We start from the raw sequence: 8,227 nt of genomic DNA on the forward strand, positions 1-8,227 counted from the left end.
AACCAACAGCTTTTAGTATGCCTTTATCAGCGTTTTCTCCAAGGCAGCCCGGGCATTCAAATATTACCTTCCTGGTCTCATAACGGTCAAGCAAGCCTGGCTTTAAATTTCTGAAAAATTGCAGGGCTTCAGCTCCTACCCCACCGCCAATCGCGCATTCAAGTGACTTCTGCTTTGCCTTTTGGAAAAGATCCTGTGCTATCTCAAATATTTCCGGAGCGTTGATATCTTCCCTGGACATGCCCATTGAACCGGTCATATCTACCCTTCCAAGGACGATACCGTCCAGTTCGCTAATCTCATCCAATGCCAACATGCGGTCAAAATTTTTATACCCGTCAATAGTTTCGATATTGACGCAGAAGGAAACTTCCCTGCGCTCGTCCTCCGGAAAAGCCATCTTGATCGCAAGTAAAAATTTTTTTAGCGCGTGAGGCGATTCCACCATTGGGCCGACAACCCTAGCTACACCGATTACCCGGGCTTCATACATATCCCTGAGCGCCTCGCAACCGCCTATTTTTATAGTTAAACCAAGACCAGCCCTGGTCACGACCTCCTTTAAGCGAAGAGCTTCCTCCATGCGTGTTCCTTCAGCTTCAAATTCCGCCTTAACACCTACCACATAATGGTTTTCTCTGAGGTCTTTTAAGACATCCACCATTTTTTTCTCCAAGCTGTTCATAGGTAACATCCCTTCATATATCAATTCACATTTGTAAAAATAATTTTGATTTAATCCGGCTTCCATTCTGGTATAAGCATGTTATCAAGAAACTCCCGGCGATCTAAAAACGGGTACATATCTTCCAGTGGCTTTGAAACCATCGTCCCGTCCGGCAGTTTTTGCGAAGAAACCCTTGGCAAGAACATTTGTGACTGGGACATGGCCACATCGCACAGGAACGGGCCCGGTGTTTTCAGGACCTCTTTAATCTTATCAGCCATATCGGCATGGCTTGATATCCTGTTGGCATTGATGCCATAGGCTTGGGCAACTTTTACCATGTCAGGAAAACCGACGCCGCTTGCATCTGATTCCCCCACCAAAAAGCCGTTAAAATAATTGGTCTGAGTAGTTCTTATAGACAGGTAGCCACCGTTGCTGAAAACAAATATTTTAACTGGCAGCTTATTATAGACAATTGTTTGAAGCTCCTGTATATTCATCTGTATGCTGCCGTCCCCCGCGAAACAGATAACCCGTCCCCTGTCGTTTGCAACACAGGCGCCGATCGCTACAGGCAAATCATAACCCATCGACGCAGTCCCGGAATTCCCCAACAACCTCTGCCCGTTTTTGAGCCGTATGGCCTGAAAGGTAACTACACAAGCGGCGCCATTCCCTGCAACTATGATATCTTTTTCTTCCAGTACATCTGAAATAGTGCCAATAAAAGCATAGGGGTTAACATAATCCTTTTCTATGTAATACTCCGGCAGTACCACAGGATATCTGTTCTTCCTGCCCCCGCACCATGAAATCCACTCAGTTTTAGGCTGTATGGGATTCAAACCCAACTTTGACAGAAAAACATCGATAAAGTATTTTGCGTCACTGTGCACCGCCATGTCCGGAAATATTGTAGGTTTTTTCAGTTCCGCCGGATCAATGTCAACAACAGCCCGGAAAGCTTCCCTGGCAAAAGCCTTATACGTATAACCTATCTGCCGAATATTTAAACGGCAGCCTATACTGATCAGGAGGTCGGAATTCTGCAGGATGAAATTGCCGGCACGGTCGCCAACAGTCCCCGGTCTGCCAAAATATAAAGGGTGTTCTTCATACAGCAGGTCGTGAGAGTTCCAGGCCGTTAGAACTGGGATATTTAACCTCTCGATAACTTTTAAAAAGTCTTCATGCGTATGTCCCGTCCGGATGCCGCTGCCGGCGAGTATTACCGGCCGGTTGGCGTTACGGATGCGCTCCAATAATTCTTCAACCTGGCACTCGACTCTATATTTATCAAAAAAATCCTCAGATTGATCTGGCTCAAATGGATACAGGTCTTTCTCATCCACATAAGCAGCTTGTACATCAAGAGGAATGTCCAACCAAACCGGTCCGGGACGGCCAGTTGTTGCTAAATGAACAGCCTTTTCAAAATGATAACGAATGGACAGTGGCTCATTCACCATAACTGAATACTTGGTTATCGAACGAACGATTTCAGTTATGTTGACTTCCTGGTCACCAAGCTGTCTGAGCGGCAGTCCGGTACTGGCCACCGTAGTGCCGTACCTGACCTGGCCTGATATATAGAGAGCGGGGATGGAATCCTGCCACTGTCCCAGTACGCCTGTTATTGTGTTTGTTCCTCCGGGACCGGTTGTTACAATGGCAACTCCTATTCTGCCTGTAATCCTTGCATAGCCCTCAACGGCAATAGCGCTTGCCTGCTCGTGATGATTGCATATAAACTCCATATCTTTGCACCGGCCAACGGAATCATTGAGATGCATCGCGCCCCCGCCAGTTATCATAAAAACGTGCCTGACACCCAGTTCTAATATTTTATTGGTGATATAATCTGAAACTTTAATCATTAATAGTTAAACCACCCGGTTAGTTATTTATCGTTAATTAAAAGTTCTTTTCTTATTGAATCTATATTCTTAAGATAATAATAATAAAGGTCACTAATAGTATTATCTAATGGACTAATTCTAAATTCGTTGTATTCACTTTTTAAACGTTTGTTGTCGCCACTGTATTCTATTCCCAGCCCGGGTTTCCCAACTAATATTGATAAATTGTTACCTGAAATATCCCTTACTTTTTCTGCTATTGTATAAAGACCAACTGCTTGATCGGGAGTAACATTGTATGCTTTATATTTACCTTCATTATGTAAGAAATTATCAATCACCGGCATAAGGTCGTCAATATACAGGTAGTCAAAGCGCCTGTTTTGTTTTATTGTTATCGGCAGATTAAAGAGTGTTTTACATATGGCGTTTGAAATAAACCTAATTGAATAATCTTCATGTTTTCCAAACACACCGAAAAGCCGCAGTTCAACCGCATTTTCCATCTTTTCAATATGTCTTGCACAGATATATTTTGAAAACCCGTGTTCATCAACAGGAACAAACGTATCGAAATAATCTTCTTTCATTTTTGGTTTGTATTTTCTCATATCGTATACAGCGCCGGAGCTCAAGAAAATTAATTTCCCGTAAAATCCGGAACACCGGACTATATTGAAAAACATCCTGGTATTACTGTACAGAAGGTTAGTTGGATCTTTTGCGTTACGGTGGCCAGGTTTTACAGCACCATGTATAACCACATCAACAGGATTTAGTTTAAAAAATTCCCTGACAGCGTTTTCATCCAGGAGTTCTAATTCCCTGTGGGTGGGAGCGATAATCTGATATCTTTGACTAAAGTATTCAATTAGATTTCTCCCAATAAAACCGCTTCCGCCAGTAACTAATACTTTCAATCTAAAACCTCACAGTACATAAAAGGGATTTAAACACCTTATTAAATATTTTGAAAAATCTCGACTAACCCACTTTTAACTTTTTTATTTTTATCTCCTCAAAGCCTACCTTGTCCGACAGAATAAAATTAGGACGCTGTTTAACTTCTTCATAAATGAGACCGATATACTCACCTATTACTCCAAGCATTGTGAACAGGAAGCCAAACATCAGCAGCATGACTGACATGATTGACCCAAAGCCAGGGAAGGGTACGCCCCAAAACAGCGCCTTAATCACCGTAGTCCCCAGGAATATGAAAGAAAGAATTGAAAGACACAGGCCAATAATTGTTATCATTTTGAGGGGTATGTACGTATGAGCAAAGATCCCTTTCAGTGCCAATTCAAGGACTTTGAGGGTGGGAGCGTTTGAAACACCACCGAAACGCGGGTCTCTATCGCATTCCACACCAATCGACTTGAAGCCCACCCAGGCGAAAAGCCCGCGCACAAAACGGTTGCGCTCCTGCATGCTGTTTATAGTCTTATAAACCTTTTTGTCAATCAAGCGAAAGTCGCTTACGTTTCTAGGCAGCATACCGCCTGTCATTTTATTGCTCAGGTAATAAAACAGCTGTGAATTAAACCTTCTTATAATATTTGTGCCTTGCCGCTTAGTTACGATCTGGTAGACGTTTTCATAACCTTCCTCCCATTTCTTTACAAACTCGCTAATCAGCTCGGGAGGGTCTTGCAAATCCGCAGCCATAATCACCGCCGCGTCGCCTGTGGCATGACTGAGACCGGCTGTTATTCCGCCGTCCATTCTAAAGTTTCTGGCCAGACGGAGTATCTTAAACCTTTTATCATGCTCATGAATTTTAAGCAGTCTTTCGTATGTATTATCAGTCGAGCCGTTTTCAACAATTATTGTCTCAAAATCATACCTGCTGTTTTCCTTAAAAACCCCCGACAGACGCCTTGCCAGTTCTTCAACAGAATCCTCTTCGTTATAAGCAGGCACAACTATGGAAATCAGCTTTTTCGAATCACTACCCAAGGTACTCCGTCCCCCCTAGAAATTTATATACTCTTTTATTTTTTCTACCATGTAATTAACCATTTCAACAGTCATCCCGGGGTAAACACCAAGCCAGAATGACTGGTTCATTACTATGTCAGTGTTCTTTAAATCCCCTACTATCCTGTACCCTTCACCAACTGCCCTCATTTCGTCGAAGCAGGGATGTTTAATTAAATTACCGGCGAAAAGCATCCTGGTCTGTATCCCGTGTGTTTCGAGATGGTTTACCAGATCGTCCCTCGTAAAGCCGGCATCGTTTTTAACGGTGAGCAGGAAACCGAACCAGCTCGGATCGGTGTTTTCCGCAGCTTCCGGCAATATGAAATATTTATTCAGGCAGCTCAGCCCGTCATGCAAAATCCGCCAGTTTCGTTTTCTGGCTTCTGTAAAGCTGGGCAGCTTATCTATCTGAGCGCACCCTATAGCTGCCTGCAGGTCGGTCGCTTTTAAATTATAACCGAAGTGTGAATAGACATATTTGTGATCATAACCGTAAGGAAGCTCTCCAAACTGCTGATTAAATCTATTTTTACAGGTATTGTCGCGACCTGAGTCACACCAGCAGTCGCGGCCCCAGTCGCGGAATGACTCGATCAGTTTCTTTAGCACATGATTATCCGTGTAAACAGCACCGCCCTCGCCCATGGTCATATGATGGGGGGGATAAAAACTCGATGTGCCAATATCCCCGATGGTCCCGGTATAAACCCACTTACCCTTATAGAAATATCTTGAGCCTAGGGCGTCACAGTTATCTTCAACCAGCCACAAATTGTGTTTGTCGGAAAAATCACGTACTGACTTTAAATCAAATGGATTGCCAAGAGTGTGCGCGATCATCACGGCTTTTGTTTTTGTAGAAAGGGCCTGTTCAAGTATGCTGCAATCTACGTTATATGTCGGGAGGGCAATATCTACAAATACCGGGACAGCTCCGTACTGTATTACCGGCGCTACGGTAGTCGGAAACCCAGCCGCTACCGTGATTACCTCGTCACCCCTGTTTATTCTTCTGTCTTTTAATAACGGCGATGTCAAAGCCATAAAAGCCAGCAAGTTGGCCGACGATCCCGAATTCGTCAAGGAACAGTGTTCTACTCCCAGGTACTTGGACAGTTTTTTTTCAAACTTATCGCAATAGCGTCCGGTGGTGAGCCAGAATTCCAATGACGCGTCCACAAGATTTATGATCTCTTTTTCATCAAAAACACGACCGGCGTATGCTATCCTGTCACCAAGCTTATAAACATATTTCTTGCTCTCATGTTTTGATTCATAATGCTTTACAGAACAAAAAAGAGCCGCTTTCCTTAAACCTTCTTCTAATATCCCTTTTCGTATATTTTCATTGTGTTCTACAGAGGGCAAGATTATTAAATCAACTTTATTTCCCATTTCTTCAGGAATTTTTATGTTCAGGTAGCCGTCTTTGCTTACTTCCAAACATTGTTTAATCAAATCCATTTTTTTTACCCCGGCCTTATATAGTTTTGTAGCACCATGCTGGTTTCCCCTGATGAGCTTTCTTAACATAATTTTTTATCTGGTTTAATGTATAAGAATATATGTTTGCGCTATTGTTTTTATAATATTGTAAATACCATTTAACTGTCTCTTCCATTGCCTCAGACACATTATATACCGGGTACCAGCCCAGAATATTATTGGCCCTAGTACAGTCCAGTTTTAAGAAGTTGGCCTCGTGAGGCGCATTTTTGTTTTCCTCAGATAAATCCGTCCAGGCGCCGCAGCCCCATAGCTTTATTGCCTGATCTACAATATCCCGCACCTTGATATTCCCAGAAGCGCCTGGCCCAAAATTCCAGGCTGCGTTGTAACTCTTATGATCAGAAAACATTAGAGCTGCCAGCCAGAGGTAGCCGGCAAGAGGCTCCAGCACATGCTGCCACGGCCTCACAGCGCCGGGGTTCCTCACTGGCACTGGCCTATCAGCTGTCAATGCTCTGATAATGTCAGGCACGATACGGTCTGCCGCCCAATCGCCGCCTCCGATAACGTTTCCGGACCGTGCGGTAGAAACCGCAGCCTTCCTGAAGCCTGTTTCAGTACTTCCGAAAAATGATTTCCGGTATGAATCTGTAACCAGCTCTGCACAGGCCTTGCTTGAACTGTATGGATCAAAACCGCCCAGGGGGTCATTTTCCCTGTACGAGAAAGCCCATTCCCTGTTTTCATAGCACTTGTCGCTTGTAATTATTAAACAGGCACGGACGCTATCAGTTTTACGTACAGCTTCAAGGATATTAAGAGTGCCCATCACATTTGTTTCATACGTATTTACTGGTTCTATATAGGACCGGCGCACCAGCGGCTGAGCGGCAAGATGAAACACTACCGCAGGTTTGTATTCGTTAAATAGCGACTCTAACTTATCCCTGAACCGCACATCTCCAATAACACTTATTATCTTTTTCTCTAAACCAATGGTCTCAAAAAGGCTTGGTTCAGCCTTAGGATTAAGGGAATAGCCTACTACCTTCGCCCCCAAAGCTTCTAACCAGATTGACAGCCAGGCTCCCTTAAACCCAGTGTGACCGGTAACAAACACTGTTTTATTTTTATATATACCGTTAAATATATTTTCCACAATTAACACCACATTTTCCAGGGCGCTTTGCCGCTGTTCCACAGGTTTTCCAGCAGTACCTTGTCTCTTAGAGTATCCATCGGCCTCCAAAAACCATAATGTTTATATGCAGCCAACTGTCCTTTCGCCGCCAGATTTTCCATGGGCTCTTTTTCCCAGAGTGTTGCATCACCTTCAATGAAATTAAAAACATCTGGTTCAAGCACAAAGAAGCCTCCGTTAATCCACGTGCCGTCACCGGTCGGTTTTTCCTGAAATGACGAAACACCACCTTCCGGTTCAATCCACAGTGACCCAAACCGCCCCGGTGGCTGCACTGCAGTCACTGTGGCAAGCCTGTGTTGATTTTTGTGGAATTCTACCAACTCGTTGATATCCACGTCAGCCAGACCGTCCCCGTAGGTGAGCATAAATGTATCCCTGCCAAGGTATTCCCTTATCCTTTTCAACCTGCCACCGGTCATGGTTTCCTGACCTGTATCCACCAATGTCACCTTCCACGGTTCAACATGTCTCTGGTGTATTTCCATGGTGTTGTGTTCCATGTCAAAAGTGACATCACTCATGTGCAGGAAATAATTTGAGAAATATTCTTTGATCATATAACCCTTGTAACCGAGGCAGATAATAAAATCATTATATGCATAGCTGGAGTAGATCTTCATTATATGCCACAAGATCGGCCTACCGCCTATCTCCACCATAGGCTTGGGCTTGACAATAGTTTCTTCGCTCAACCTAGTCCCAAGTCCACCGGCCAGAATTACTACTTTCATTTTCTTCTCCCCTTATTAGCAAAAAAGGTATATATTGTTGTATAATTATTAGAGATTTCGACATGGACACATAATAGCCTTTAATTTTATACTTAATTTAACTGTATTTACAGATATATTTATTAAATGAGATTTATGAACGAGGTGTAGTAACTTTTGCCAAATAAAATTTTAGTCCGTCGTCTTTTTGCATTAATAATCTGGTTCTCGTTCAGCATTGGCAGTTTAAGCTGGTGGAGACAAATAGCCAGTTTAAAACCTGAGGACATGCCTATCTGGTGGCCTTGTGAAAACGCTTCATTCTTACCCGGTACCTGGGTATTCTTTC

General features: G+C 43.5%; 8 protein-coding genes. All 8 read right to left on the bottom strand.

Translation table 11 applies throughout. The features are described 5' to 3' along the window. On the bottom strand, positions 1-685 hold a 685-nt coding region (locus NC238_01235; protein ID MCM1564578.1), incomplete at its 3' end, for an HpcH/HpaI aldolase/citrate lyase family protein. A 50-nt stretch (positions 686-735) separates the two neighbouring features. Continuing rightward, positions 736-2,547, bottom strand: a complete 1,812-nt coding sequence (locus NC238_01240) for a thiamine pyrophosphate-binding protein (GenBank protein MCM1564579.1) — start codon at positions 2,545-2,547, stop codon at positions 736-738. A gap of 23 nt (positions 2,548-2,570) precedes the next feature. Next, positions 2,571-3,449 (bottom strand): NAD-dependent epimerase/dehydratase family protein, encoded by an 879-nt coding sequence (locus tag NC238_01245; GenBank protein MCM1564580.1) that lies wholly within the window; start codon positions 3,447-3,449, stop codon positions 2,571-2,573. A 64-nt stretch (positions 3,450-3,513) separates the two neighbouring features. Continuing rightward, complete coding sequence (locus NC238_01250) at positions 3,514-4,491, bottom strand: glycosyltransferase family 2 protein (GenBank protein ID MCM1564581.1); 978 nt, start codon at positions 4,489-4,491, stop codon at positions 3,514-3,516. A gap of 15 nt (positions 4,492-4,506) precedes the next feature. Further along, complete coding sequence (gene rfbH / locus NC238_01255; GenBank protein ID MCM1564582.1) at positions 4,507-5,979, bottom strand: lipopolysaccharide biosynthesis protein RfbH; 1,473 nt, start codon at positions 5,977-5,979, stop codon at positions 4,507-4,509. Between the two features lie 16 nt (positions 5,980-5,995). Next, entirely contained in the window at positions 5,996-7,123 is a 1,128-nt protein-coding gene (gene rfbG, locus NC238_01260) for a CDP-glucose 4,6-dehydratase (GenBank protein ID MCM1564583.1), read from the bottom strand. 2 nt (positions 7,124-7,125) lie between these two features. After that, positions 7,126-7,899 (bottom strand): glucose-1-phosphate cytidylyltransferase, encoded by a 774-nt coding sequence (rfbF, locus tag NC238_01265; GenBank protein ID MCM1564584.1) that lies wholly within the window; start codon positions 7,897-7,899, stop codon positions 7,126-7,128. A 122-nt stretch (positions 7,900-8,021) separates the two neighbouring features. Beyond that, the coding region (locus NC238_01270; GenBank protein ID MCM1564585.1) for a hypothetical protein at positions 8,022-8,227 on the bottom strand (206 nt) is incomplete at its 5' end.

The organism is Dehalobacter sp. (assembly GCA_023667845.1).
Taxonomy (GTDB): domain Bacteria; phylum Bacillota; class Desulfitobacteriia; order Desulfitobacteriales; family Syntrophobotulaceae; genus Dehalobacter.

What these genes read in the sequence shown, in the direction of transcription:
- NC238_01240 (MCM1564579.1), bottom strand. Translation starts at nt 2,547, where the DNA reads ATGATTAAAGTTTCAGATTATATCACCAATAAAATATTAGAACTGGGT.
- rfbH (MCM1564582.1), bottom strand. Translation starts at nt 5,979, where the DNA reads ATGGATTTGATTAAACAATGTTTGGAAGTAAGCAAAGACGGCTACCTG.
- rfbF (MCM1564584.1), bottom strand. Translation starts at nt 7,899, where the DNA reads ATGAAAGTAGTAATTCTGGCCGGTGGACTTGGGACTAGGTTGAGCGAA.